A 21,503-nucleotide genomic window follows, 5' to 3' on the forward strand; every position below is an offset into this window, starting at 1 on the left:
CGGATTGTGAGACGTCGGGCGCGGCGCGCGTGAAAGTGCCCGGTCACCCGGGTCGTACGGCCGTACGAGAACGGCCCGCCGGGGGCCGGCGGGCCGTTGTCGTCATCAGGTCAGATCGTGCCGGCGACCTCGGAGGCGCCGGGGACGTCGGACAGCGGGCGGGACGTCGGGCCGGTGTAGTTGGCGCTCGGGCGGACCAGCCTGCCGGTGCGCTTCTGCTCCAGGACGTGCGCGGCCCAGCCGGCCGTGCGGGCGCAGGTGAACATCGAGGTGAACATGTGCGAGGGAACCTCGGCGAAGTCGAGCACCACAGCGGCCCAGTACTCGACGTTGGTGGCGAGCACCCGGTCGGGCTTGCGGGCGTGCAGCTCCTCCAGGGCCGCCTTCTCCAGGGCCGCCGCGACCTCGTACCGCGGCGCGTCCAGCTCCTTGGCCGTGCGGCGCAGCACCCTGGCGCGCGGGTCCTCCGCGCGGTAGACGCGGTGGCCGAAGCCCATCAGCCGCTGGCCCTTGTCGAGCTCGCTCTGCACGTACTTCTTGGCGTCGCCCATCTGCTCCACACCTTCGATCATGTGGAGCACCCGGGCGGGAGCGCCGCCGTGGAGCGGGCCGGACATGGCGCCGACCGCTCCGGACAGCGCCGCCGCCACGTCGGCGCCGGTGGAGGCGATGACGCGGGCGGTGAACGTGGAAGCGTTCATGCCGTGCTCGGCCGCGGAGGTCCAATAGGCGTCGATGGCCTTGACGTGCTTGGGGTCGGGCTCACCGCGCCAGCGGATCATGAAACGCTCGACGATGGTCTTGGCCTCGTCGACGCGCTGCTCCGGCACCATCGGCAGGCCGAGGCCGCGCGCCGACTGGGCCACGAAGGACAGCGCCATCACCGAGGCGCGGGCGAGCTGGTCACGCGCCTCCTCGTCGGAGATGTCGAGCAGCGGCTTGAAGCCGTAGGCGGGGGCCAGCATGGCCAGCGCGCTCTGCACGTCTACGCGGATGTCGCCGGAGTGAACAGGAATGGGGTAAGGCTCCGCCGGGGGGAGGCCCGGTTGGAACTTGTTGTCGACCAGCAGGCCCCAAACGTGCCCGAAGGGGACACGGCCGACCAGCTCTTCGATGTCGACGCCCCGGTATCGAAGGGCGCCCCCTTCTTTGTCCGGTTCCGCGATCTCCGTCTCGAAAGCTACGACGCCCTCGAGGCCGGGTTTGAAGTCGGACACGTCGGCCGCCTCCCTTTCCTGCCATGTTCCGGCAATTGCTTGATGTCGAGATACCGGCGGGTCAATTTAACCCTCTCCCCTCTCGTGGCCGGTCGCCGGACCCGCCGATAGACCGAAACCGCAGGTAGGGGGCCTAGTATGGGCTTCTCCACCAAGCGCGCAAGAATACCTTCTCGTGGATGCCACCTCGCGACCGCCCTCACTGGCGGGGCTTCGCCGCTCGTACGTGGGCGAACCGCTGCTCGAAACCGCTGTCGCCGCCGATCCCATAGCCCAGTTCACCACGTGGTTCCAGGAGGCCCTCGACGCCGGCCTGCCGGAGCCGAACGCCATGGTGCTCGCCACCGCCTCCGCCGGCGCCCGGCCGAGCGCCAGGACCGTCCTGCTCAAGGAGTACGACCAGCGCGGGTTCGTCTTCTACACCAACTACGAGTCCCGCAAGGGCCGCGACCTGGCCGAGAACCCGTGGGCCTCGCTGCTGTTCCCGTGGCATCCGATCCGCCGCCAGGTGCGCGTGGAGGGCACGGTGACGCGGTTGCCGCAGGAGGAGTCGGCTGCCTACTTCGCCTCCCGGCCGTACGGGTCGCGCATCGGGGCGTGGGCCTCGCGCCAGTCCGCCGTGGTGCGCTCGCGGGAGGACCTGGACGCCCGTTACGAGGAGCTCGCGAGCCGCTGGCCGGAGGATCCGCCGGTGCCCGACTTCTGGGGCGGTTTCCTGGTGACGCCGCGCGAGGTGGAGTTCTGGCAGGGGCGGCTGGACCGGATGCACGACCGGCTCCGGTACCGCCGGAGCCCGGCCGGGTGGGTGCTTGACAGGCTTGCGCCCTAATCTGACCGCTTGTGTCACTCGGGGAGTTCGTCAAACGTCATCTGGTAGACACCCGGCCACTGAAGGTGCCCGCCTACCGGCGGCTCTGGATGGGACAGGCGGTCTCGCACGTCGGGCTCGCGGTCACGGTGGTCGCGGTCAGCCAGCAGGTCTACGAGCTGACGGACTCCTCGTTCTGGGTCGGCATGCTCGGCCTGGCGAACCTGCTCCCGCTGGTGGTGTTCGGGCTGTGGGGCGGGGCCGTGGCCGACGCGGTCGACCGGCGCAAGCTGCTCGTCGCCGGGTCGCTGGTCGCCTGGGCGGGCACCGTACTCCTGCTGGTGCAGTCGATCGTCGGCGTGCCGAGCGTGTACGCGCTGCTCGCCACGGTGGCCTTGAGCGCGGCCGGGTTCGCGGTCAGCTCGTCCACCAGGGGCGCGATCATCCCCAGGCTGCTGCCTCCGGAGCTGGTGCCGTCGGCCAACGCGCTCAACTCGCTCGTCTACAGCCTCGGGGCCGTCGGCGGGCCCATGGTCGGTGGCGTGCTGCTGACGCAGGGCGGGTTCGCGGCCGCGTACGCGGTGGACGCGGTGCTGTTCACGGCCGGCCTGTACGCGGCCTTCCGGCTGCCGTCGCTGGCCCCGCTCGGCGAGGTGTCCAGGCCGGGCTGGCGGTCGGTGGCGGAGGGGCTGAGCTTCATCGTCACCAGCCCGATCCTGCTGATGTCGTTCGCCGTGGACATCATCGCCATGGTGTTCGCGCTGCCCAGAGCGCTCTTCCCGGAGCTGGCCGACCAGCGCTTCGGCGGCTCGCTCATCGCGCTGGCCTGGCTCAACTCCTCGATGGCCATCGGCGCGGTGCTCGGCGGGCTGTTCTCCGGCTGGGTCACCCGCGTCAAGCGCCAGGGGCTGGCGCTCACCTTCGTCATCGCGCTGTGGGGGCTGGCGGTGGCGGCGGCGGGGCTGGCCGACCAGCTCTGGCTCGTCCTGGTGTTCATGGCCGTCGGGGGAGCGGCCGACGTGGTGTCGTCGGTGTGGCGGCAGTCGATCCTGCAGCTCTACGCGCCTGACGAGATGCGCGGGCGGCTGCAGGGCGTCTTCATGGTGGTGGTCGCGGGCGGGCCGCGGCTGGGCGACGTGCGCGCCGGGGCCACCGCGACCGCGTTCGGGCTGACGACCGCGTGGGTCGGCGGCGGGCTCGCGTGCGCCGCCGCGGTGCTGGTCGTCGGGCTGTCGGTGGCGAGCTTCAGGAACTACCGGTCACGCTGACCGTACGTCCGGGGTCAGCGGGTGTGCCCGCCCGTTCCGGCGGCGACGCGCAGGTCAGCGAGGAAGCCCGCGTACGCCGCGTCACGGTCGGGGGCGCGCAGCACCGCCGACGGATGGATGGTGGCGACCGCGAGCGCGTCGCCCATCGGCACCGGCTCGCCGCGCTGCCTGGTCACCCGGAACGTCCTCCCGAGCAGCGACCGCGCGGCCGTGGCGCCCATCACCACGACCACCCCTGGGCGCACCGCGGCCAGCTCGGCGTCCAGCCACGGCCGGCAGGCCTCGATCTCGGCCGCCGTCGGCTTCTGGTGGATCCGCCGCTTGCCGCGTTCGGTGAAGGAGAAGTGTTTGACCGCGTTCGTGACGTACACCTCGTCGCGGTCGATCCCCGCCTCCTCCAGGCCGCGGTCCAGGATGCGCCCGGCGGGGCCGACGAACGGGTGGCCCTGCCGGTCCTCCTGGTCGCCCGGTTGCTCGCCGACGAGCATGTAGCGGGCGCGTCCCGGCCCCTCGCCGAACACCGTCTGGGTGGCGTTCCTGAACAGATCGCATCCTTCACAGCCGGCCGCCGCGCTACGCAACGATCCCAGATCGTGACTCTCGGGAAGGAAGCGGGCTGCGGAATTGTTGACGTTGGTTGTCATCGCCGGTCGTTCTCCCCATAGGCTTCGAGCCTGATCCTGTGCCCGAAGCGGAAGGGCTCAGTCCCGAGACGACCGGCTAGCATGGCATGAGGGAGGAGCCTTGACCGCACACGGCCTGATCGACACCACGGAGATGTATCTCCGGACGATTTACGAGCTCGAGGAGGAGGGCATCATCCCCCTCCGCGCCCGCATCGCCGAGCGCCTGCAGCAGAGCGGCCCGACCGTGAGCCAGACCGTCGGCCGCATGGAGCGCGACGGTCTCGTCCGCGTCGAGGGCGACCGTCACCTGGCGATGACCGACCTGGGCCGCGCCCTCGCCACGCGGGTGATGCGCAAGCACCGCCTCGCCGAGTGCCTGCTGATCGACGTGATCGGCATGCCCTGGGAGGAGGTGCACATCGAGGCCTGCCGCTGGGAGCACGTGATGTCCGAGTCGGTGGAGCAGCGCCTCGTCAAGCTGCTGGGCAACCCCACCTTCTGCCCCCACGGCAACCCCATTCCCGGCCTGGCCGAGCTGGGCGCCGAGGAGGCCGCCGACGCGACCGAGTCCCAGCTGACCCCCATGACCGAACTCGCCGGTTCTCAGGGTGTGTCCGTGACCGTGCGCCGAATTAGCGAACAAGTGCAAAGCGATCCCGCTCTCATGCTTAAACTCAAGCAAGTTGGGATACAACCCGGACGCGAGGTGACGCTCGCGGCGAGCGACGACGGTGTGCGGGTGACAGGTGACGGTGACGCGAACGACTCTCTCGCGGAGATCCCGCGTGATGTGGCGGTGCACGTCTTCGTGTCCAGACGCTGATCCCATCCGGGAGATCCTCCACTCCCCCCCGGCCAACACTGTTGCAGGAGCGCCCGTGGTCTTTTCCCGCACGCTTCCCCGAGGAGTGGTCTCCGGATGACACGCTGGGGGGATCTGTCTCACGACGCGGCTGATCGCCTTGCCGCCGAGTCCGTTCTCGACCATGCCGACATGGCCGTGGTGGTGACGGACCGGTTCAGCAATCTCCTCTACTGGAACCCCTTCGCCGAGAAGCTGTTCGGCCGGCCCGGCAAGTCGGCGCGCGACTCCTCCGTGCTGTCGTTCGGCATCATGGAGAAGGACCACCCGCAGGCGATCGAGCTGGCCAAACACGTGCTCAAGGGCAACGTCTGGGAGGGCACGTTCGACGTGCGCCGCGGCGACGGCGCCATCCTCTACGTCCGCGCCCAGGCCGTGCCGCTGCGCCACCCGTCGGGCTCGGTGACCGGCGTCGTCATCACCGCCCGCGAGGCGCTCCGCAGCAACGAGCGCGAGAAGGACCGCTTCGGCCTGCTGGAACGCATCGGCGAGCGGCTGGCCGGCTCGCTGTACGTCGAGGAGACGCTCAAGCGGGTGGCCGAGATGCTCGTCCCACAGTTCGCCGACCACTGCTTCATCGAGCTGATGGAGGGCGACCGGCTGGTGCGCCGGATCTCCCAGCACGTGCAGGGCTGGGAGCCGCCGGCCGGCACCTGGAAGCCCGTCGGCGCGGAGATCCGCTACCCCGCCGGCCACTACGCCGACGCCGCGCTGCGCCGCCAGGAGACCATCCTGGTCGACGACTTCTCCGGCAACAGCTTCCCGTCCCCGAGCGAGGGCAGCGCGCGGCTGTGCGGCGAGATCGGCATGACCTCCGCGATCGTCGCGCCGCTGACCGTGCGCGGCGAGACGCTGGGCCTGATGTACCTCGGGCTGTCCAACCTCACCGACCGCCGCAGCCCTCACTACGACGCCTTCGACCGCGACTTCGTCGGCGCCATCGCGACCCGCGTGGCGGTCGCGATCGACAACGCGCTGCTGTTCGAGGAGGAGCGCCACACCGCCGAGTCGTTCCAGAAGCACCTGCTGCCGCGGGCGCTGCCGCAGCTCGACGGGCTCCAGATCGCGGTCCGCTACTACCCCGCCGCGCCGCTCGCCTCCCACGGTCAGGGCATCCAGACCCAGGTCGGTGGCGACTGGTACGACGTGATCCCGCTCTCTGCAGGCCGGGTCGGCATCGTGATCGGCGACGTCGAGGGCCGGGGCGCCAAGGCCGCGGCCATCATGGGCCAGCTTCGCGCCGCGCTGCGGGCCTTCGCCCAGGACGACAAGTCGCCCGCCGACATCCTGGCCAGGCTCGACGAGTGGACCCGCATCATCGCCACCCCGGAGAAGGACGACTCCGGCGCCGACATCAGCATCCCGCCCATCGTCACCTGCCAGTACCTCGTCTACGACGCCTGGTCGCGCCAGCTGTCGTTCGCCAACGCCGGCCACGCGCCGCCGCTGCTGCTGAGCGACGGCGAGTGCGTCGAGCTCGACATAGAGGAGGTCGGCCAGCCGCTGGGGGTGCGCGCCAAGGGCCTGCACGCCGACCTGGTCTACAAGGAAGAGACCCGCACGCTCCCGCCCGGCGCCGCGCTGCTGCTCTACACCGACGGCCTGGTCGACCGCCGCCCCACCCGCACCGGTCCGGCGCAGGACGAGGAGGAGACGCTCGGCCTGCTCTGCGAGAAGCTCGCCACGATGACCAAGGCCGAGGTCGAGCGCATCGCCGAGGCCGCCACGGTCGCCGTGCCCGGTGAGATCGACGACGACATGGCCATCCTGGTCATCCGCTCCAGCGACGAGGACCTCGACGTCGAGGAGCGCACGTTCCCGGCTCAGCCGATCATGGTGGGGGAGGCGCGGCGGATGGCCTCCGACGCCTTCGCCGACTGGAACGTCCCCGAGGAGCGGGCCGAGCTGGCCTGCCTGCTGGTCTCGGAGGTCGTCACCAACGTCGTGCTGCACGCCTCGACCGCCACCGTGCCGCGCAGGGAGCTGGTCGTCGACGGGCCGCCGCTGCCCTTCGAGGAGTCGTGGGACGTGCCCGGCTTCGACAGCTTCGACGACGATGTGGTCGGCGACAAGGAGTTCACGCTCCGGCTGCGCCGCGGCGACGAGTCCGTCTGGGTCGAGGTCTTCGACCAGGACCTGCGGCTGCCGCGCATCCGCAGCGCGGGCGAGAACGACGAGGGCGGCCGCGGCCTCTACCTCGTCGACCAGTTGGCCAAGCGCTGGGGCTCGCGTCCTACCAGGGAAGGCAAAGCGGTCTGGTTCGAGATTCCCACCAGGGGCCGGTGAGTGGTTCACTGCCTGCATGGAGCTGGCCTTCGAACGCCGCGGCACGGGCGAGCCGCTGATCCTCGTCCACGGCATCGGTCACCACTGGCAGGGATGGCTGCCGGTGATGGACCGGCTGGCCGCCTCGCGCGACGTGATCGCCGTCGACCTGCCCGGGTTCGGGCGCTCGCCCGGACTGCCTGACGGCGTCCCGTACACCCCGGAGTCGCTGGCCGACGCGGTCGAGTCGTTCTGCGCGCTGCTGGGCGTCCGCGAGCCGCACGTCGCGGGCAACTCGCTCGGCGGCTACCTGGCGCTGGAGCTGGCCTCGCGCGGCACCGTGCGCACGGCGACGGCGCTCTCGCCCGCCGGGTTCTGGTCCCGCTCGGAGCTGCTCTACTGCCAGGCGGTGCTCAGGGCGACCCGGAAGACGGCGCGCTCGCTGCCGCCCGAGCAGGCCGCCGAACTGGCGGAGAACCCCGTCGGCCGGGCGCTGTCGGTCGGCCTGATGGTCGCGCACCCGTCGCGGATGACGCCGACCGCGCTGCTCGCCGCCACCCAGGCGCTCGCCTCGGCGAGCGGGTTCGACCAGACGCTGGAGTCGTTCACGAACGTGATGCCGCCCGCGCCGCCCAAGTCGCCGATCACCATCGCCTGGGGCGAGCACGACCGGCTGCTGCCGCGCCGCCAGGCCGTGCGCGCCGCCAAGTGGTCGGGTCAGCGGGTCAAGCTGCTCAAGGGCTGCGGCCACCTGCCGATGACCGACGACCCGGCGCTGGTGACGCGGGTGCTGCTGGAGGGCAGCGGCGGTTAGCGCATCGTCTGCCCCCACAGCAGCAGCATGACGATGATGAAGACGATCACCACCCCGGCGTAGCCGACGGGTCCGAGCCGGATCGCCCGGCGCACCCGGTTGAGGCCCCAGGCGAACAACAGGGCCAGGAAGACCAGGAGGATCAGGCCGCTGTCCATGCAGTCCAGTATGCGCCGCCGGCCCGGGTTCCGCGCGGGTCAGAAGCCGAAGGACCGGCCGATGATCTCCTTCATGATCTCGGTGGTGCCGCCGTAGATGGTCTGCACCCGGCTGTCCAGCCAGGCCTTGGCCACCGGATACTCCATCATGTAGCCGTAGCCGCCGTGCAGCTGGAGACACCGGTCGATGACCTTGGTCTGCAGCTCGGTCGTCCACCACTTGGCCTTGGCCGCGTCGACCGCGGTGAGCGTGCCGGCGTTGAGCGCCAGGACGCACTTGTCCACGTAGTGGCGCGCGATCTCCGTCTCGGTGGCCAGCTCGGCCAGGACGAACCGGGTGTTCTGGAACGAGCCGAGGTTGCGGCCGAACGCCTGGCGGTTCTTGCAGTACTCGATCGTCTCGGCCAGCACCGTCTCCGCCGCCGCCACGGCCGCCACCGCGATCGACATCCGCTCCTGCGGCAGGTTGTTCATCAGCTGGAAGAAGCCCTGGCCGTCCTCGGGGCCCAGGCGGTTGGCGACCGGCACCCGCACGTTCTCGAAGAACAGCTCGGCGGTGTCCTGCGCCTTCATGCCGATCTTGTCGAGGTTGCGGCCCCGGCCGAAGCCCTCCATGCCCCGCTCCACCACCAGCAGCGTCACGCCCCTGGCCCCGGCCGACGGGTCGGTCTTGGCGACCACCACCACGAGGTCGGCGTTGATGCCGTTGGTGATGAACGTCTTCTGCCCGTCCACCACGTAGTGATCGCCCTCGCGGACCGCGGTCGTCCTGATGCCCTGCAGGTCGCTGCCCGCGCCCGGCTCGGTCATCGCGATCGCGGTGATCAGCTCCCCGCTGACGAACCCGGGCAGCCAGCGCTGCTTCTGCCCGTCATCGGTCAGATCCACCAGGTACGGGGCCATGACGTCGTTGTGCAGCGAGAAGCCCAGGCCGGAGGCGCCCTTCCCGATGAGCTCCTCGACGATGACCGCGTTGTAGCGGAAGTCCTTGATGCCGGCGCCGCCGTACTCCTCCGGCACCGAGAACCCGAACATGCCGACCTCTCCGGCCTTCTTCCAGACGTCCCGTGGCACGATGCCGTCCTTCTCCCACTGGTCGTGGTGGGGGGCGACCTCGCGGGTCATGAACTCGCGCACGGTCTCCCGGAAGAGCAGGTGTTCCTCGTCGAAGAGGTCTCGCTCCATGACGCCTCCTAGGTGGGTTCTCCGGACACCAGAATACGATTCTGGAGACCTGGACACGGGTTCATCACAAGTGCAATGAGATGCACCTGTTGTCTGGCTTGCCGCCCCTAAGATCTAGCTTCGGTTTCGTGTGTGCGTGATCGGAGAACGCCGTGAGTCGGTGGCGTAGGGCATGGATAGCCGCATCAGTCGGCTTAACGGCTTCGGCCGGGCTGCTGACGATGCCCGCGGAGGCGCAGACCTTCAATCTGGTCGTCGACTACAGCTGCACCAATGGGGTCGCGGGCAGTGCTCCGGTGACGCTCAGGGCTCGTGTGCAGATCCCGACGACCATGCAGACGGGCAGCATGCTGTCGCTCGGCTGGACGGTCGAGTACACCGGCACCCGCCGGTTCATGTCGCCCGACTACTTCCCGGCCGGGGCCAAGGTCTCGCTCGTCGGCAACGTCAAGCTCGAAGGCGCCTGGAACGGCGTCCTGCAGCCGCGCGGGGTCGAGGAGCAGGGCGACCTGCAGCCCAACATGCGGCTGGAAGTGCCCGAGGGCATGTCCTCCGAGGCGCATATGACCGAGGAAGGCGTCATCCAGCTGACGCCCCAGGGGCTCACCGTGGACTTCGTCCCGCCTGAGGGCGAGGAGATCGTCAACGACGACGAGGTCAGCCGGATCACGTACAAGGGCGGCTGGTACCACCAGGGCTCCCTGCCGATGCAGTACGGCGACTACGGGCGTGACCTGCACACGACCGCGAACCGCACCGACGAGGCCGTCATCAAGTTCCACGGCACCGGGTTCGAGGTCATCGGCCGCCGGATGCCGGACGTCGGCAGGATCCGGGTGATCATCGACGACGACCAGTCGGCGATCGTGGACACCTCGAAGACCGAGAGCGGTGAGCCCACCAACGTCATCGAGGGCAACTCCACTCTGTGGCGGCGCGACGACCTCCCCTACGGGTTCCACAGGCTGGCGGTGCGGGCCCTCGACGACGGCAAGGACGTGCACCTCGACGCGTTCAAGCTGCTCACCGCGGATCTGATCAACCCGCCGACGCTGCACCGGTCGACCTGCACGATCACCAACAACCCGGGCACGGTCGAGATCAACGTCGGCGGAGCCAGCCCCGATCCGACGGACACGCATGACCCTGACCCGACGGACACGAACGACCCCGATCCCACGGACACCGGGACGCCGACCGTAACCCCCACCACGACCCCCAGCACCACGCCGCCCGGCCACCATGACCTGCCGAACGACGGCGGGCGTCACGTGAGCGTGGTGGTGCCGGGAAGCACCACCACGCCGACTCCGTCCGCCAACCCCACCGTCACGAACTACAAGGCGCAGGTCGTCGCGACTCCCACCGGCGGTGTGGACACGGGTGAGGCTCCGGAACGGGAGGCCGGCTCGCAAGCACTGCTGCTGAGCGGCAGCCTGCTCTTGATGGGCAGCGTCACCGGTGGCCTGCTGATGCGGCGCCGCCGGGCCGAGCATGCCGGAGGGATGGACCGATGACCCAGCCGCAGAAGTCCCCGACGAGCCGGGCGATGCCCGCGCTGCTGATCGCCGGTTCGCTCGGCGGCGTGGGCGTCATCATGGTCGGCCTGCTGTCGTTCATCCCGCCGGTGGACGACGGCTCGGGCTCGGTCCCGCTGGCGCAGGGCGAGCCCACGCCGGTGCAGTTCCAGAACGCGGGCGCCTTCCAGCTCGCGCCCACCGTCGGCCCCGGCGGCGACAACGTGCCGCTCACCCCGGCCCGCCTGGAGGCGCCGCCGCCCCTGGCCGCCGTGCCGACCGTGGCGGCGATCCCGCCGGTCAAGTCGAAGAAGGCCAAGGCCAAGACCCGGCCGACCCGGATCCGCATCCCCAAGATCAAGGTCAGCTCCCGGATCAACCCGGTCAAGCTGACCAAGACCGGCGCCCTCGGCACCCCGCCGCTCAGCAAGCCCAACGTGACGGGCTGGTACAACAAGAGCCCGCTCCCGGGCGAGCTGGGGCCCTCGATCATCAACGGCCATGTCAGCACCAAGAAGGGCGCGGCCGTCTTCAAGCGCCTCAGCGAGCTGGCCAAGGGCGACCACATCTACGTGTACCGCTCGGACGGCAAGGTCGCCCGCTACACCGTGAGCGGGATCGAGCAGGTCAGCAAGAAGACGTTCCCGACGAACCGGGTGTACGGCAACACCAACGACGCCCAGCTCCGGCTCATCACGTGTGGCGGAGTCTTCAACCAGAAGGCGCACAGCTACACGGACAACATCGTGGTGTACGCGACGTTGTCGAAGAAGAAGGGCTGACGGTCTGGTTTTGGTTGTTTACAGAAGCCTGACAGGATGAGTCCGTATGCTCTTCCCCAACTGTGACCGATGAGACCACGCTGTATTGGAGAAGGACAGTGCTGACGTCCCAGGCGAGGCGCCGCCTCGTCCAGAAGACCTCCTCGGCCTTAGGGCTGGTGGGCACATTCGTCCTTCTTGCCGGCTCGCTGGTCGTCAGCGCCGCCCCCGCGAGCGCGGCGGCCCTGGTGGTCGAGAAGAATTTCACTTACACCTGCAGTGGTGGCCCTTTCAGCAGCACACCGATCACCGTCAAGCTGAGCGCCCCTGATTCCGCGGCTGCAGCATCGTCCTTCAACCTGACGGTTGGCGTTCCGGCTCTCACACTGACCACCCCTGCGCCCAGCGCTACCAAAGTGTCTGCCAATCTCACGTCGACTGTGACGGGCGGTACGGTGACGCCGGGCGCGAAGGAGGGGGCTTCGATCGCGCAAGGGCAGACAGCGGTTCTCGCGGGCAACGTGACGTACCCCGTCACGGTGACGGCGGGCGCGACCGGCAAGGTCACCATCGATCCCGGGAACCTCACGCTGGCCCTCGCTTCGGCACCGACGACGGTGACGACCTGCACCACCACCTCCACCGATGTCCTCGAAGTCCCGATCGGCACGGGTGGCGGCGGCAACACCGAGGAGATCGTCAGCTACACGTGCACGGCCGGCACCGAGACGCCCGCCACCGTCGACATCAAGATCACGCCGACCATGCCGACGGGCGCCAAGGCCAACCAGGACGCCTCCATCACCTGGGCGGCAGCCGTCCAGACGACCGGTGACGAGCTGAAGGTGCCGACGACCGGGTTCCCGACCGGCAGCAAGTACTTCGCCACGGTCAAGGCCAGCGGCGCCGGGGCGCCCGCCACGGCGACGGGCGAGGCGGCCATCACCGGGACGGCGGGGCAGAGCCTGACGACCCTGCCCAACGTGACGATCAAGGTGAGGCCCACGACCACCGGCACCGTCACCATCACCCCAGGCGACCTGGCCTTCGGTACGAGCGCGACCGCGGCGGCCCTCAAGTGCACGGCTCCCACGACCGGTCTGCCCACCTTCACGTTCCAGGTCGCCGCCGGCACGCCGACCGACGATCCCACCGACGACCCGACCACGACCCCGACCGCGACCCCCACCAAGACGACCACGGTGATCGTCACCGAGACCCCCACCACGCGGACCACCAGCCCGACGGCGCGCTCGTCCAAGACGCCGAAGGACGGGGTCGCCACCGGGGCCGGTGGTGACGCCGGGCCCGACGGGCGGATGTTCGTCCTCGCCGGATCCATGCTGATCCTGGCCGCCGGGGGTGGCGGGCTGCTGATGCGCCGCCGCGCCGCCAGGGGGTGATCGGCCGTGGTCAACCAGTATCCGTACGGCTCACCCGTACCGCCGCCCCCGCAGCCGGACGACGGCGGGAAGGTGCTGCGCACGACGCTGCTGGTCGCGGCGATCGCGGGGGTGGTGACCGTGGTCGCGGGGATGCTGATCGTGCTGGGCGCGCCCGAGGAGTACGGGCTGGCGAGCGATCGTGACTCGCTGGCCCTGACCGCGCAGCCCGAGGGGAAGGCGGGGCAGCCGGAGCAGGCGATGTTCCAGGCCGCCCCGGATGTGCCGCCGCCGCTGCCGCAGATCCAGCCGGCCCCGGCGATGCTGCCGTCGAGCCCGGTGAAGCTGAAGATCAAGCGGCTCGGCATCGACGCGCCGATCAAGTCGGTGGGCCTGGCCAAGGACGGCACGATCCAGGTGCCGCCGTCGGACAACCCCAACCTGGTCGGCTGGTACCGGAACATGTCCACCCCGGGCGAGGCCGGCCCGGCGGTGGTGCTGGGCCACAAGGACACCCGGACGCGCAGCGCCGTGTTCGCCCGCCTGCCCGAGATCCGCAACGGCGACCAGATCGAGGTCAAGCGGCAGGACGGCGTCACGGCCGTGTTCACGGTCGGCGGCGTCGAGCAGGCGGACAAGAAGACGTTCCCGACGCAGCGGGTCTACGGCCCGCAGCAGAACGCCCAGCTCCACCTGATCACCTGCGGTGGCGTCTACAACCGCAACACCGGCCACTACACCGACAACGTCATCGTGTACGCGACGATGACGAGCTCCTATCGAAGCTGATCGCGGAGGGCGCGCAATGGGCTGGATGGCGAAGCGGAGACTGCGTACTGGCCCCACGGCGGCTCTGCCCGCCAGGCCGGACCGGTCGGAGCTGCTGCGGCTGGTGCGGCTGGCAGACCCGGGCGCGCGGGAGGACGGGGACGACGTCGTCGCCGTCGACGTCCGGGTGCACGCGCCGGTGGAGGCCGATCCCGGCCTGGTCGGCGGCGAGCTGGAGCAGGTGTGGGCGTGCCGGGTGACCGCGGAGGGCCCGCTGCCCGTCGACTACTTCGACCGCTTCCTGGCGGAAGGGCTGGCGTTCCGGCTGGGCGGGCTCGCCGTATGCCGGGGCGAGGTCACCGATCCCGCCGACGAGAGCCTGCCGGGCGGGCCCGCGGTCATCCTGCCGGTCAGGCCCGCCGCCGAGGAGCTGATGGAGCTGCTGGAGGGCGAGGTCGAGCAGGAGGAGGAGTTCGTCTTCACCGCCGGCGGCGTCCGGGTCCTGGTCGTGCCGGAGAAGGGGCAGCCGCCCGCGGCTCAGGAGCTGCTGCCGTTCGCGGCCGAGCTGACCGCCCTCGAACTGCGCGGCGACGACCAGGCGAAGCTGGCCACGCTGGCGCTGTCGCTGTCGGACGCGCTGAACGGGCTGGTCGTGGACCGGTGGCGGTTCCGCGTCGACCGGGCGGAGGATCTTCTGCCGCCTTCGTCATAGGCACCCGAGCAACGTTCTGCTGTACTCTCGGGGAGAGAACCGAATATTGCTCGGTTTACAGGAGGAACAGTGGCAGAGGCGTACATCGTCGGGGCCGTCCGGACCCCGGTCGGAAAGAAGAAGGGCGGCCTGTCCACCGTCCACCCCACCGATCTTGCCGCGCACACGCTCAAGGCACTGATCGACCGCACCGGTGTAGACCCCGCGGCGGTGGAGGACGTGATCATGGGGTGCGTCATGCAGTTCGGCCCCCAGTCCCTGGACATCGCCCGTAACGCCTGGCTGTCGGCCGGCCTGCCGGAGACCACTCCCGGCGTCACCATCGACCGCCAGTGCGGCTCCTCCCAGCAGTCGATCCACTTCGCCGCGCAGGGCGTCATGTCCGGCACCCAGGACCTGGTCGTGGCGGCCGGCGTGGAGTCGATGAGCATCGTGCCGATGGGCTCGCCGGTCTCCGCCGCGCTGGAGAAGGGCATGCCGTTCCCGTTCGGCGAGACCTGGGTCGAGCGCTACGGCAAGCAGGAGATCTCCCAGTTCCGCGGCGCGGAGCTGATGTGCGAGAAGTGGGGTCTGGAGCGCGCGGAGCTGGAGCGCTTCGCCCTGGAGTCGCACCAGCGGGCGGCCAAGGCCATCGCCAACGGCTACTTCAAGGAGCAGATCGCGCCGGTCAACGGCGTCGAGGACGACGAGGGCCCGCGCGCCGACACCACGCTGGAGAAGATGGGGTCGCTGAAGACGCTGAAGGAGGGCGGCCAGATCACCGCCGCCACCTCCTCGCAGATCTCCGACGGCTCCGGCGCCGTGCTGATCGCCTCCGAGCAGGCCGTCAGGGACCACAACCTGACCCCGCGCGCCCGCATCACCCAGCTCACGGTCGTGGGCGACGACCCGGTCTACATGCTGACCGCGCCGATCCCCGCCACGCAGAAGGCACTGAGCAAGGCCGGGCTGTCGATCGACGACATCGACGTGGTGGAGATCAACGAGGCGTTCGCGCCGGTGCCGCTCGCCTGGATCAAGGAGCTCGGCGCCGACCCGGCCAAGGTCAACCCCAACGGCGGCGCCATCGCCCTGGGCCACCCGCTGGGCGCCACGGGCTCGATCCTCATGACGAAGCTGCTGAACGAGCTGGAGCGCACCGGTGGCAGGTACGGCCTGCAGACGATGTGCGAGGGCGGCGGCCAGGCCAACGTCACCATCATCGAGCGCCTCTGAGGCCCGTCGGGGCAGGCGGCGGGGACCTTGGCGGGCGACCCCGCCCCCGGCCCTGACGCGAACGGCGCCCCGCTCCCCGCGAAGGGGGGCGGGGCGCCGTTCGCGTCAGGGGAGCTCGGCCCCGTCGTCGGGCAGGGGCGAGTAGTAGACGGTGACGTAGGGCCAGGGGTCGCCGTCGTCGTCGGTGTCGCTGTGCAGGATCAGGTCGCGGATCTCGATCCCGCCCATCTCCTCCAGCGTGCTGGCCAGCCGGCGCAGCAGCATGGGGACGTCGCCCTGCTCCTCGCCCCGCGGGTTGTTCAGCGAGAAGTGCTGCGACTCGAATCCGACCCGGTCTGCCATCGTTATTTCCCTCGCCCTCTCTTCTGCTTGTTCCTGTCGCCTTCGAACTTCTCGGCCTTGCGTATCTTGCCTGCGGCCCTGTTGAAGACGCTCCGGTCGTAGGGCTGACCGTTCTCCTTCGCCTCCACGGCCTCCAGTTCCTCTTTGTTGAGGTTGGCCTGCGACTCGGGACGGCCGCGCCCGCCTCCGCGCCCGCCCCGGGCCATCTGCATGATGCCGGGCATGTCGTCCATGCGGTTGCGGAACCCGGAGACCGGGATCCGCCCGGGCCCTCCGGCGCCCGCCAGGGCGGTGCCGCCGGGACCGCCGGGGCGGCGCAGGTTCTCCAGGATGCGCCGCATCGGGTCGGTGACGCGGCGCGCCATGCCGGGCGCGAGCTCCCTGGTCGCGCCCTCGAAGGCCTCGCGGTAGATCTTCGTGCCGGCCCGCCTGGTGGCGAGCAGCGTGGCGAGCGACATGACGCTGCCGTGGGGCGGGGGAGTGAGCCTGGACAGCGCCAGGCGCACAGTGGCGACGGCCGCGACCGTGCCGACCGCGACCTTGGTGGCGGTCACCACGTTCGCCATGCCGTCCAGCGCCACGGGCGCCACCCGCATCGCCGTCGCGGCCTGGGCCAGGTGGCCGGAGTCGGCGCCGGTCGCCTGCCAGAAGCCCTGTAACTGGGTGGCGCTGCCGCCCCGATAGACGGCTGAGGAGGACAGGACGGTCGCGTCCGCCTCCGATCCGGCCGTGGCCGTCCCGCTCTCGACGGTGCGCACCGCGTCGGCGTCGCCGCGGATCAGGTCCTCGTCGACGTTGGGGAACGGGACGCCGGCCAGATCGAGGGCGAAGTGGAGCTCCGGCGGCAGGACTATGCCCATCGGTCCGGCTCCGGTGCGGTGAGCGCGGTCTCCACGGCCCCGATGTTGGCGGACGCCGCCACCATGCCGTCGCCCACGCCGTTGATCGAGCCGGACAGGCCGGGCACGGCGGTGAGTATGACCTCACGGCACTCGGTCCAGGCCAGTTGCAGGGCGGCGAAGAGCCCGTCGTCGCCCCACTGGCCGCCGCCCTCGCGGAGCCGCGCCACCGCCGCCTCGTAATCTTCCCCGTGCTGGTGCACCCGCGTCGCCTGCAGCCGCAGGGACTCGGGCGCCATCTCGAACCCCGTACTCATAGATGTGACGATAGCGAGGAAAGGTGACTTATGTGGTTGTTGTGAGTCGTTGCGGTTGTCAGCCGGGCCTGTTCAGTTGTTCGTCCAGCGCGGCGAGGTCGAGGCCGGGGACGGCCTCCTGAACGGCCGCGCTCAGGAGCGCCTCGGCCTGACGCCGGGTGTCGTCCTGTGCGCGCCGCACGGCCAGGAGGATCTCCTCGGCGAGGACGTGGCTGCCCTCGCGGGCGGCCTGGGGGCCCAGGACGACCTCCAGCACGCGCCCGTCGACCGCCGCGGACGCCTTCACCTGGACGCGGTCGCCCGTGCCGGTGCCGACGATCCCGGCCAGCCTCTCCTCCTGCTCGGCGAGCAGCGCCTCCAGGCGCCCGGCCTGCTCGGCGGCCATGTCGACGTCCTGCTCGCGGATGTCGCCCGGGTCGAGGTCGAAACCGAACATCACAGCCCTCCCGAGTAGAGGTCGCGGGCGGCGGACTCCACCCGGTGGCGGACGAACGTCTCGTCGAGCGGCTCGGGGAGGACGCCGACGCGGGCGGTCGCCTCGGCGACGATCTCCTCGGTGCGCTCGGCGGCGGCCTCCTGCGCCTGCTGGATCGCCTTGGTGACCTCGGCGCCGAGGGTGCGCGGGTCGAGGCGGAGCGCCCGAGGGTCGATGTGCAGCCCGCGCATCGCGCCGTGCCCGCCGGCCCGGGCCCTGATCATGCCCTGGGCGGCCTCGCCGACGCCTTCGACCTCGGCGATCAGGCGCTCGGCCCGGCGCAGGTCGCGCACCGCGGCCTGGGTCCGCTCGACGACCTGATCCAGGTAGTGGGTGTCTTCACTGGGGTCCGATGGCCAAGACATGCCGTGGATCCTAACGTCCCGGGAAAGGCGCGTGCCCCGCCCCTGTCGGGAGAGGCGGGGCACGCGTGGGTCGCGGCGACGCCGCGGACCACCACCATCCTGGTAGTGGCTTCAGCGGCCCTTGGGCGGGATGCGGCGGGGCGGCGCGATGGGGCGCTGCGGCATGCGCGGCATCTGCTTGGGGGCCGGCGGGCGCTTGCCCGACTTATCGGATTTGCTGGAAATGTGGGCACGCATAAGAAGGCTCCTTTACGTAATGGCAGGGATCGGCTTCGTGGGCCGGGCCGTTCGACGGCCCCGGCGCATTACTGGTAAAGGCGCATGACTCGAAGGTAGATGTCCCGTAAGGTGCGGCACAACCGATTTATCGACGGGGGTGCCCATGGACGAGCGGCGACTCGTACGCGTCTCCAAGTACGTGGCCAAGCACCTGCGTCACCAGCCCGAGCGCATCGGCATCGCGCTCGACGAGCAGGGCTGGGTGGACGTCGAGACCTTCCTGCGGGCCGCCGCGGCGCACGGCTTCCCGATCGGCCGCGAGGAACTGGAACGGGTGGTACGGGACAACGACAAGCGGCGCTACGCCCTGGACGGCGACCGGATCCGCGCCAACCAGGGCCACTCCGTCACCGTCGACCTCGGCCTTCCGGTGACCGTGCCGCCCGCGTACCTCTATCACGGCACGGTGGCGCGGAACCTGGACGCGATCAGGGAGCAAGGGCTGCTGCCGATGGACCGCCACCACGTGCACCTGTCGGCCGACCGCGAGACCGCCACCCGGGTGGGCGCCCGCCGCGGCCGGCCGGTGGTGCTGCCGGTGGACGCGGGGGCGATGCACGAGGCCGGACACGAGTTCCGGGTCAGCGCCAACGGGGTGTGGCTGGCCGAGCGGGTGCCGCCGGAGTACATCGCGTGGCCGTCAGGAGCCCCCGGACGGCATTGATCCCGGGGTGGCCTGAAGGTAGGCCAGGACCGCCATGACCCGCCGGTTGTGGTCGTCGGACGGAGGCAGGCCGAGCTTGGCGAAGATGTTGTTGGTGTGCTTGCCGATCGCCTTGTCGGTCACCTGGAAGCGGGCCGCGATCGCCAGGTTGGACATGCCCTCCGCCATCAGCGCGAGCACCTCGCGCTCCCGTCGCGTCAGCGTGGCCAGCGGCTCGTCCCGGCCCCGGTGGGTCAGGAGCTGGGAGACGACCTCCGGGTCCATCGCGGTGCCGCCGCCCGCGACCTGGCGGACGGCGTCCACGAAACGGTCGACGTCGCCCACCCGGTCCTTCAACAGGTATCCCACCCCGCCGGAGCGGTCGGACAGCAGCTCCCTGGCGTAGAGCTGCTCGACGTACTGGGACAGGATCAGCACGGGCAGCCCCGGCACTTGGCGGCGTGCCTCGAGCGCGGTGCGCAGGCCTTCGTCGGTGAAGCCGGGCGGCAGGCGCACGTCGACCACGGCCACGTCCGGGCGGTGCCGCACCAGAGCCCGCAGCAGCATGGGAGCGTTGCCGACGGCCTCCACCACGGTGCAGCCGTGGGCCGACAGCAGGCGGACCAGGCCGTCCCTCAGCAGTGCGAGATCTTCGGCGATGACAACGCGCACGGAAGCTCCATGGTCAGTTCGGTGGGGCCGCCGGGAGGGCTGCTCACGGTGAGCGAGCCGTCGAAGGCGGACAGGCGGTTCTCGATGCCGCGCAGGCCGGTGCCCCGGTCCAGGCGGGCTCCGCCGTGACCGTCGTCGCCCACGCCCACGCGCAGCACGCCGGCCACGTGGCGGAGCCGTACCCAGGCGTGGGAGGCGCCGCTGTGCTTGGTCGCGTTGGTCAGGGCTTCGGCGGCGGCGAAGTACACGGCGGACTCGACGGGCGGCGGCAGCCGGCCGGGCAGGTCCAGGTGGAGTTCGACCGGCATGGGACAGAGCAGCGCGGACGCCTCGATGGCCCCGGCCAGGCCGCGGTCGGCCAGCACCGGGGGATGGATGCCGCGCACCAGGTCGCGCAGGTCCGTCAGGGCCTCCCCGGCGGCCTCCCGCGCCTCGTCGATCGCCCGGTGCAGCTCGTCGGGGTCGCGGCAGCCGCGGGCCAGCGCCAGGTGCATGCGGATGGCGATCAGCTTGGCCTGGGCGCCGTCGTGCAGATCGCGCTCGATGCGGCGCACCTCGGCCTCACGCGCGTCCAGCACCGCGGCGCGGGACGCGGCCAGCTCCCGGATCCTGGCGTCCGGCGCCGGGCGGGTGTCCAGGAGCAGCCGTGCCAGCCGTGCCTGACCGGTGCGGAACAGGGGGACGGAGATGAGGATGATCACCGCGATGGATGCGACCGACATGGACAGGGCGAACGTGCTCAGGCTGCTGTTCTCCATCGGGCGCAGCCTGAAGAAGACGTGGTCCAGAGCGGCCAGCATCGCCCACATCACCGCAAGGGGTGCCGGGCCCGTGACGCTGTGCACGGCCAGCCACAGCAGCGTCCGCCGTGTGTCGTGCGGGGCCTGAAGCGAGGCCCCGACACCGCGGTGACGCCCGACACCGCCCCTGGCGTTCGTGTCGCGGTTCCTGCCGTGTGTGTCGCGGTTGCTGCTGTCTGTGTCGCGGTCCCTGGCGTTCGTGTCGCGGTTCCTGGCGTTCGCGTCGCGGTCCCTGATGTCCGTGTCGTGGTCTCTGCGGTTCGCGTCGCGGTTCCTGCTTTCCGTGTCCCCGTCCCGGGGTAGGACCCGGCCCGCCCAGCGGCGCTGGAAAGCGGCCAGACGGTGGGCGAGCCCGAGCGAGCGGGCCAGCGGCGCGGCCCGGGGGCCGGCCACCGGCTCCAGCGCGGCGCTCACCGTGACCAGCGCGAGCAGCGCGAGCGCGGCCCGGCCCCGGCGACCAACCGGGCCGCGCCGCTGCCCGCCGGGGAACTGCCGCCCTACCTGGGCGTCGGCTCCTTGACGGACTTCGACGGGTCGGCGGACATCGTACGGCGGGTGCCCGGCTCGGCCGCGGTCCAGCGTCAGGGGTACGGCCACGGCCTCTACAAGAGCGGCGACTCCTGCGTCATCGCCCACGTGAACCGCTACCTGATCAGCCTGCGCCTCCCCGCGCCGGGCACCGTGTGCGGCTAGGCCGGGTCAGGCAGCCGGGCGGGGGCCGGGTCGCGCACCTGCTGAAAGATCACCGAGGTGCGGAAACCGGAGATCTCGCGCCGCTTGCTCAGCCGGTCGAGCAGGAAGTTGTGCAGGTGGTCGAGGTCCTGGACGGCCACGTGCAGCAGGAAGTCGTCGCCGCCGGCCAGCACGAACACGCTCAGCACCTCCGGCAGCGCGGCCGTCGACCGCTTGAAGGTGTCGATCACCTCCCGGCTCAGCGGGCGGACCTGCACCATGACCATGGCCTGCACGCTCCGGTTGAGCGCCGCGGGGTCGATGTCGGCGTGGTAGCCGCGGATCACACCGCGGCGGGTGAGCGCGCGTACCCGCTCCAGGCACGTGGAGGGGGCGACGCCGAGGCGGCGGGCGAGTTCGCGGTTGGACAGCCGCGCATCCGTTTGAAGGAGTCCTACGATCGCCGTATCAAGTTCGTCCATGACGGGATTCTGGCAGCGGAATCGAACGTTCGGTCGGTAGAACGCCGAGAGTGCCGATC

26 protein-coding genes are annotated in these 21,503 nt (G+C 70.7%); 13 read left to right on the forward strand and 13 right to left on the reverse strand.

The genetic code is table 11. From position 1 onward, the window contains the following. Positions 1 to 110: 110 nt before the first annotated feature. Entirely contained in the window at positions 111 to 1,217 is a 1,107-nt protein-coding gene (locus ACZ6YG_RS31940) for a citrate synthase 2 (protein ID WP_148036729.1), read from the reverse strand. A 175-nt stretch (positions 1,218 to 1,392) separates the two neighbouring features. Between ACZ6YG_RS31940 and pdxH the strand changes: the two genes are divergently transcribed. After that, entirely contained in the window at positions 1,393 to 2,046 is a 654-nt protein-coding gene (pdxH, locus tag ACZ6YG_RS31945; protein WP_148036730.1) for a pyridoxamine 5'-phosphate oxidase, read from the forward strand. 11 nt (positions 2,047 to 2,057) lie between these two features. Next, entirely contained in the window at positions 2,058 to 3,293 is a 1,236-nt protein-coding gene (locus ACZ6YG_RS31950) for an MFS transporter (RefSeq protein ID WP_219546192.1), read from the forward strand. Between the two features lie 14 nt (positions 3,294 to 3,307). Here ACZ6YG_RS31950 and ACZ6YG_RS31955 read toward each other — a convergent pair whose 3' ends face one another. Then, a complete protein-coding gene (locus ACZ6YG_RS31955) occupies positions 3,308 to 3,937 on the reverse strand; it encodes a UdgX family uracil-DNA binding protein (protein WP_466020046.1) in 630 nt (209 codons plus the stop codon). 100 nt (positions 3,938 to 4,037) lie between these two features. Here ACZ6YG_RS31955 and ACZ6YG_RS31960 point away from each other — a divergent pair, with 100 nt between their 5' ends. The 3 genes from ACZ6YG_RS31960 to ACZ6YG_RS31970 all read left to right on the forward strand — a co-directional run bounded on the left by ACZ6YG_RS31960 (position 4,038) and on the right by ACZ6YG_RS31970 (position 7,860). Next, positions 4,038 to 4,742: a metal-dependent transcriptional regulator gene (locus ACZ6YG_RS31960; RefSeq protein WP_148036733.1), complete on the forward strand. Its 705-nt coding sequence runs from the start codon at positions 4,038 to 4,040 to the stop codon at positions 4,740 to 4,742. 96 nt (positions 4,743 to 4,838) lie between these two features. Continuing rightward, positions 4,839 to 7,067 (forward strand): ATP-binding SpoIIE family protein phosphatase, encoded by a 2,229-nt coding sequence (locus ACZ6YG_RS31965; protein ID WP_148036734.1) that lies wholly within the window; start codon positions 4,839 to 4,841, stop codon positions 7,065 to 7,067. Between the two features lie 16 nt (positions 7,068 to 7,083). After that, complete coding sequence (locus ACZ6YG_RS31970) at positions 7,084 to 7,860, forward strand: alpha/beta fold hydrolase (protein ID WP_148036735.1); 777 nt, start codon at positions 7,084 to 7,086, stop codon at positions 7,858 to 7,860. Here the strand turns inward: ACZ6YG_RS31970 and ACZ6YG_RS31975 are convergent. Both ACZ6YG_RS31975 and ACZ6YG_RS31980 read right to left on the reverse strand, forming a co-directional pair. After that, the gene (locus ACZ6YG_RS31975) at positions 7,857 to 8,018 is read right to left on the reverse strand and encodes a hypothetical protein (RefSeq protein WP_187281611.1); all 162 of its coding nucleotides are present in this window, start codon (positions 8,016 to 8,018) and stop codon (positions 7,857 to 7,859) included. The two genes, ACZ6YG_RS31970 and ACZ6YG_RS31975, sit on opposite strands and share 4 nt — an antisense overlap. A 39-nt stretch (positions 8,019 to 8,057) precedes the next feature. Next, positions 8,058 to 9,203, reverse strand: coding sequence for an acyl-CoA dehydrogenase family protein (locus ACZ6YG_RS31980; protein ID WP_466020047.1), 1,146 nt, complete (start codon positions 9,201 to 9,203; stop codon positions 8,058 to 8,060). Between the two features lie 221 nt (positions 9,204 to 9,424). Between ACZ6YG_RS31980 and ACZ6YG_RS31985 the strand changes: the two genes are divergently transcribed. From ACZ6YG_RS31985 to ACZ6YG_RS32010, 6 genes are all read left to right on the forward strand, one after another. After that, on the forward strand, positions 9,425 to 10,720 hold the full coding sequence (locus ACZ6YG_RS31985) for a hypothetical protein (protein ID WP_397199602.1): 1,296 nt from the start codon (positions 9,425 to 9,427) through the stop codon (positions 10,718 to 10,720). Then, the gene (locus tag ACZ6YG_RS31990) at positions 10,717 to 11,502 is read left to right on the forward strand and encodes a class F sortase (RefSeq protein WP_466020048.1); all 786 of its coding nucleotides are present in this window, start codon (positions 10,717 to 10,719) and stop codon (positions 11,500 to 11,502) included. Before ACZ6YG_RS31985 ends, ACZ6YG_RS31990 begins: the two co-directional genes overlap by 4 nt. 62 nt (positions 11,503 to 11,564) lie before the next feature. Next, positions 11,565 to 12,884 (forward strand): hypothetical protein, encoded by a 1,320-nt coding sequence (locus tag ACZ6YG_RS31995; RefSeq protein ID WP_466020049.1) that lies wholly within the window; start codon positions 11,565 to 11,567, stop codon positions 12,882 to 12,884. Between the two features lie 6 nt (positions 12,885 to 12,890). Further along, complete coding sequence (locus ACZ6YG_RS32000; RefSeq protein WP_364233130.1) at positions 12,891 to 13,652, forward strand: class F sortase; 762 nt, start codon at positions 12,891 to 12,893, stop codon at positions 13,650 to 13,652. A 25-nt stretch (positions 13,653 to 13,677) separates the two neighbouring features. Next, a complete protein-coding gene (locus tag ACZ6YG_RS32005) occupies positions 13,678 to 14,343 on the forward strand; it encodes a hypothetical protein (RefSeq protein ID WP_148036741.1) in 666 nt (221 codons plus the stop codon). A 69-nt stretch (positions 14,344 to 14,412) separates the two neighbouring features. Further along, complete coding sequence (locus ACZ6YG_RS32010; protein ID WP_397199600.1) at positions 14,413 to 15,558, forward strand: acetyl-CoA C-acetyltransferase; 1,146 nt, start codon at positions 14,413 to 14,415, stop codon at positions 15,556 to 15,558. 105 nt (positions 15,559 to 15,663) lie between these two features. Here ACZ6YG_RS32010 and ACZ6YG_RS32015 read toward each other — a convergent pair whose 3' ends face one another. The 6 genes from ACZ6YG_RS32015 to ACZ6YG_RS32040 all read right to left on the reverse strand — a co-directional run bounded on the left by ACZ6YG_RS32015 (position 15,664) and on the right by ACZ6YG_RS32040 (position 18,133). After that, on the reverse strand, positions 15,664 to 15,900 hold the full coding sequence (locus ACZ6YG_RS32015) for a hypothetical protein (protein WP_219552276.1): 237 nt from the start codon (positions 15,898 to 15,900) through the stop codon (positions 15,664 to 15,666). Between the two features lie 2 nt (positions 15,901 to 15,902). After that, the gene (locus ACZ6YG_RS32020; RefSeq protein ID WP_148036744.1) at positions 15,903 to 16,760 is read right to left on the reverse strand and encodes a hypothetical protein; all 858 of its coding nucleotides are present in this window, start codon (positions 16,758 to 16,760) and stop codon (positions 15,903 to 15,905) included. Continuing rightward, positions 16,751 to 17,056, reverse strand: a complete 306-nt coding sequence (locus ACZ6YG_RS32025) for a hypothetical protein (RefSeq protein ID WP_148036745.1) — start codon at positions 17,054 to 17,056, stop codon at positions 16,751 to 16,753. The genes ACZ6YG_RS32020 and ACZ6YG_RS32025 overlap by 10 nt, the downstream gene beginning before the upstream one ends. 58 nt (positions 17,057 to 17,114) lie before the next feature. Further along, on the reverse strand, positions 17,115 to 17,492 hold the full coding sequence (locus ACZ6YG_RS32030) for a YbaB/EbfC family nucleoid-associated protein (protein WP_466020050.1): 378 nt from the start codon (positions 17,490 to 17,492) through the stop codon (positions 17,115 to 17,117). Next, positions 17,492 to 17,896 (reverse strand): YbaB/EbfC family nucleoid-associated protein, encoded by a 405-nt coding sequence (locus tag ACZ6YG_RS32035; protein WP_148036747.1) that lies wholly within the window; start codon positions 17,894 to 17,896, stop codon positions 17,492 to 17,494. The genes ACZ6YG_RS32030 and ACZ6YG_RS32035 overlap by 1 nt, the downstream gene beginning before the upstream one ends. 111 nt (positions 17,897 to 18,007) lie before the next feature. Further along, positions 18,008 to 18,133 (reverse strand): hypothetical protein, encoded by a 126-nt coding sequence (locus ACZ6YG_RS32040; RefSeq protein WP_271279655.1) that lies wholly within the window; start codon positions 18,131 to 18,133, stop codon positions 18,008 to 18,010. Between the two features lie 145 nt (positions 18,134 to 18,278). On the opposite strand from ACZ6YG_RS32040, the gene ACZ6YG_RS32045 reads away from it, so the two are divergent. Beyond that, positions 18,279 to 18,839, forward strand: coding sequence for an RNA 2'-phosphotransferase (locus tag ACZ6YG_RS32045; RefSeq protein WP_466020051.1), 561 nt, complete (start codon positions 18,279 to 18,281; stop codon positions 18,837 to 18,839). Here the strand turns inward: ACZ6YG_RS32045 and ACZ6YG_RS32050 are convergent. Together ACZ6YG_RS32050 and ACZ6YG_RS32055 are read right to left on the reverse strand one after the other, a co-directional pair. Next, positions 18,816 to 19,490, reverse strand: coding sequence for a response regulator transcription factor (locus ACZ6YG_RS32050; protein WP_466020052.1), 675 nt, complete (start codon positions 19,488 to 19,490; stop codon positions 18,816 to 18,818). The two genes, ACZ6YG_RS32045 and ACZ6YG_RS32050, sit on opposite strands and share 24 nt — an antisense overlap. Beyond that, positions 19,454 to 20,290: a sensor histidine kinase gene (locus ACZ6YG_RS32055; protein WP_466020053.1), complete on the reverse strand. Its 837-nt coding sequence runs from the start codon at positions 20,288 to 20,290 to the stop codon at positions 19,454 to 19,456. The genes ACZ6YG_RS32050 and ACZ6YG_RS32055 overlap by 37 nt, the downstream gene beginning before the upstream one ends. Positions 20,291 to 20,632: 342 nt before the next feature. On the opposite strand from ACZ6YG_RS32055, the gene ACZ6YG_RS32060 reads away from it, so the two are divergent. Further along, the gene (locus ACZ6YG_RS32060; RefSeq protein WP_466020054.1) at positions 20,633 to 20,983 is read left to right on the forward strand and encodes an alpha/beta hydrolase; all 351 of its coding nucleotides are present in this window, start codon (positions 20,633 to 20,635) and stop codon (positions 20,981 to 20,983) included. On the opposite strand, the gene ACZ6YG_RS32065 is transcribed toward ACZ6YG_RS32060, so the two are convergent. Further along, on the reverse strand, positions 20,980 to 21,444 hold the full coding sequence (locus ACZ6YG_RS32065) for an Lrp/AsnC family transcriptional regulator (RefSeq protein WP_364233152.1): 465 nt from the start codon (positions 21,442 to 21,444) through the stop codon (positions 20,980 to 20,982). The two genes, ACZ6YG_RS32060 and ACZ6YG_RS32065, sit on opposite strands and share 4 nt — an antisense overlap. Between the last annotated feature and the right edge of the window lie 59 nt (positions 21,445 to 21,503).

The organism is Nonomuraea sp. NPDC054003 (assembly GCF_055585125.1).

What these genes read in the sequence shown, in the direction of transcription:
- ACZ6YG_RS31955 (WP_466020046.1), bottom strand. Translation starts at nt 3,937, where the DNA reads ATGACAACCAACGTCAACAATTCCGCAGCCCGCTTCCTTCCCGAGAGT.
- ACZ6YG_RS31965 (WP_148036734.1), top strand. Translation starts at nt 4,839, where the DNA reads ATGACACGCTGGGGGGATCTGTCTCACGACGCGGCTGATCGCCTTGCC.
- ACZ6YG_RS31970 (WP_148036735.1), top strand. Translation starts at nt 7,084, where the DNA reads ATGGAGCTGGCCTTCGAACGCCGCGGCACGGGCGAGCCGCTGATCCTC.
- ACZ6YG_RS31975 (WP_187281611.1), bottom strand. Translation starts at nt 8,018, where the DNA reads ATGGACAGCGGCCTGATCCTCCTGGTCTTCCTGGCCCTGTTGTTCGCC.
- ACZ6YG_RS31980 (WP_466020047.1), bottom strand. Translation starts at nt 9,203, where the DNA reads ATGGAGCGAGACCTCTTCGACGAGGAACACCTGCTCTTCCGGGAGACC.
- ACZ6YG_RS31985 (WP_397199602.1), top strand. Translation starts at nt 9,425, where the DNA reads ATGCCCGCGGAGGCGCAGACCTTCAATCTGGTCGTCGACTACAGCTGC.
- ACZ6YG_RS31990 (WP_466020048.1), top strand. Translation starts at nt 10,717, where the DNA reads ATGACCCAGCCGCAGAAGTCCCCGACGAGCCGGGCGATGCCCGCGCTG.
- ACZ6YG_RS32005 (WP_148036741.1), top strand. Translation starts at nt 13,678, where the DNA reads ATGGCGAAGCGGAGACTGCGTACTGGCCCCACGGCGGCTCTGCCCGCC.
- ACZ6YG_RS32015 (WP_219552276.1), bottom strand. Translation starts at nt 15,900, where the DNA reads ATGGCAGACCGGGTCGGATTCGAGTCGCAGCACTTCTCGCTGAACAAC.
- ACZ6YG_RS32020 (WP_148036744.1), bottom strand. Translation starts at nt 16,760, where the DNA reads ATGGGCATAGTCCTGCCGCCGGAGCTCCACTTCGCCCTCGATCTGGCC.
- ACZ6YG_RS32025 (WP_148036745.1), bottom strand. Translation starts at nt 17,056, where the DNA reads ATGAGTACGGGGTTCGAGATGGCGCCCGAGTCCCTGCGGCTGCAGGCG.
- ACZ6YG_RS32030 (WP_466020050.1), bottom strand. Translation starts at nt 17,492, where the DNA reads ATGTTCGGTTTCGACCTCGACCCGGGCGACATCCGCGAGCAGGACGTC.
- ACZ6YG_RS32035 (WP_148036747.1), bottom strand. Translation starts at nt 17,896, where the DNA reads ATGTCTTGGCCATCGGACCCCAGTGAAGACACCCACTACCTGGATCAG.
- ACZ6YG_RS32040 (WP_271279655.1), bottom strand. Translation starts at nt 18,133, where the DNA reads ATGCGTGCCCACATTTCCAGCAAATCCGATAAGTCGGGCAAGCGCCCG.
- ACZ6YG_RS32045 (WP_466020051.1), top strand. Translation starts at nt 18,279, where the DNA reads ATGGACGAGCGGCGACTCGTACGCGTCTCCAAGTACGTGGCCAAGCAC.
- ACZ6YG_RS32055 (WP_466020053.1), bottom strand. Translation starts at nt 20,290, where the DNA reads ATGCTGGCCGCTCTGGACCACGTCTTCTTCAGGCTGCGCCCGATGGAG.
- ACZ6YG_RS32065 (WP_364233152.1), bottom strand. Translation starts at nt 21,444, where the DNA reads ATGGACGAACTTGATACGGCGATCGTAGGACTCCTTCAAACGGATGCG.